Consider the following 1,927-nt stretch of genomic DNA (forward strand, 5'->3'; position numbering starts at 1 on the left):
CAGCGCCTTGCGGATCATGTGGTTGGACACCAGCGTCCCCAGCGCCTCGACCCCGTCGGGCGTATCGTCGGGAAGGTCGAAGATCAGCGGCTGGCGCGCGCCGTCCCGCCCGGTCTCGACCCGTGCCTCGCGCAGGGGGGATTTGCCGACATCGGGAATATCGTCCCACGCGCCGAAGGCACGCAGTTGCGCGACGGCGTGATGGGTCAGGGCGATTTCGCGGCCGTCGAAGGCCGGATTGGCCAGCGCGTGTTCGGGCGTGGGATCGACCAGCGTGACGCCGAAGCCCGCGTCGTCAAGCGACAGGGCCAGCGCCAGCCCGACCGGGCCTGCCCCCGCGATCACCACATCCCGGGTCATGACCGCTCCTTGCGCGGGATGTCGGCGCCGAAGACGGGCGGCGTGCCGTCCCAGATCGCGCGGTAATCGGCGATGTCCGGGCGTTTGGGGGCGTGCGGCTTGCCGTCGGGCGTGCCGACGAACAGGAATCCGGCCAGGCGGTGCGGCGCGTGAAAGCCCAGCGCACCGGCCACGGCGGGGTCTTCGACCATGTCGCCGCTGACCCAGACGCCGCCGAAGCCTTCGGCGTGCAGGGCGTTGAGCACGTTCATCGCACCCGCAGCGACGGCCATGTCCTGTTCCCACAGCGGGATTTTGTCGTCGGGGCGCAGATGCATGCCCAGCGCGATCGTCATCGGCATGGTGGAGAAGCGGTTGCGGCGCTTGTCGATCTTCTTGGACGCGACATCGGGATCGCGGGCCAGCATCCCGGCGACGATCAGCTCGGCCAGAACGGCGCGATGCGGACCGCGCACCACGACATAGCGCCAGGGCCGCAGCTTGCCGTGGTCGGGCGCGCGCAGGCCGGTGGCCAGGATCCGGTCCAGCGTCGCCCCTTCGGGCGCGGGTTCGGCCAGAGCGTCGGTGGAGGCACGCGACAGCAACATGTCGATGGGTGTCATGTCGGGCAACGTCATGGAAAACTCCGCAGCAACGCAAGGGGGCGGCATGATGCCCCATCTGACCCGGATTTGAAAACGTCCGTATGCGCCGCGCGTTGGCATCAGGGCCTGTCCGCGCACCTTTTCACAGATAGAGGAAAGCCACATCCATCAGCACGGGCCGAGGTGGCCTTGCGGACGACGATCCTGTAGGAAGAGGGCCATGAACGCACCGCGCACAGCCTCCGTCCACCGCGTGACCGGCGAGACCGACATCCACGTTGCCATCAATCTCGACGGCACGGGCGATTCCCGCATCGAAACGGGGATCGGCTTCCTTGATCACATGCTGACCGCGCTGGCGCGGCACGGCCTGTTCGATCTGGAGATCGTGGCCAAGGGCGACCTGCATATCGATTTCCACCATACGACCGAGGATATCGGGATCGCGCTGGGTCAGGCGTTCGCGAAGGCGATCGGGGACAAGCGCGGTATCCGCCGCTTCGGCTCGGCTCTCGCGCCGCTGGACGAAGCCTTGAGCGAAGTGGTGGTGGACATTTCCGGCCGCCCCTATCTGGCGTGGAGCGTCACGTTCCCGTCGGAGAAGATCGGCGTGATGGACACCGAACTGTTCGAGGAATTCTATCGTGGTTTCGCCATGGCGGCCATGATCACCCTGCACGTCACCAGCAAGGCTGGGCGCAATTCACATCACATTGCGGAGGCCGGGTTCAAGGCCACGGCCCGCGCCCTGCGCATGGCGGCCGAGGCCGACCCCCGCGCGGCAGGCGCGATCCCGTCGACCAAGGGCGTGCTGTGAAGCTCTACACCCCCTTCTTCGCCCCCGAGTCGGACCGGCCGCCGGTGCTGGTGGTCGAACGGCCGTCGCTGCGGGTTCTGGTGTTCGGCTGGCTGGGCCTTGTGTTCCACGGGGCATGGATGCCCGGGCTTCTGGCCGGGGCCGCCACGGTCGCGCTGCACCTGTT

At 67.8% G+C, this 1,927-nt stretch carries 3 protein-coding genes; 1 reads left to right on the plus strand and 2 read right to left on the minus strand.

What is annotated here, in order from left to right; genetic code table 11:
• Positions 1-360: FAD-dependent monooxygenase (locus HUK82_RS16255; RefSeq protein ID WP_176614913.1), on the minus strand; the 360-nt coding region annotated here is incomplete at its 3' end.
• Positions 357-962, minus strand: a complete 606-nt coding sequence (locus HUK82_RS16260; protein ID WP_176614915.1) for a nitroreductase family protein — start codon at positions 960-962, stop codon at positions 357-359. The genes HUK82_RS16260 and HUK82_RS16255, both read right to left, overlap by 4 nt.
• 202 nt (positions 963-1,164) lie before the next feature.
• On the opposite strand from HUK82_RS16260, the gene hisB reads away from it, so the two are divergent.
• Entirely contained in the window at positions 1,165-1,761 is a 597-nt protein-coding gene (hisB, locus tag HUK82_RS16265; protein ID WP_176614914.1) for an imidazoleglycerol-phosphate dehydratase HisB, read from the plus strand.
• Positions 1,762-1,927 lie beyond the last annotated feature (166 nt).

It is taken from the genome of Ameyamaea chiangmaiensis (genome assembly GCF_013376175.1).
Classification (GTDB): Bacteria; Pseudomonadota; Alphaproteobacteria; order Acetobacterales; family Acetobacteraceae; genus Ameyamaea; species Ameyamaea chiangmaiensis.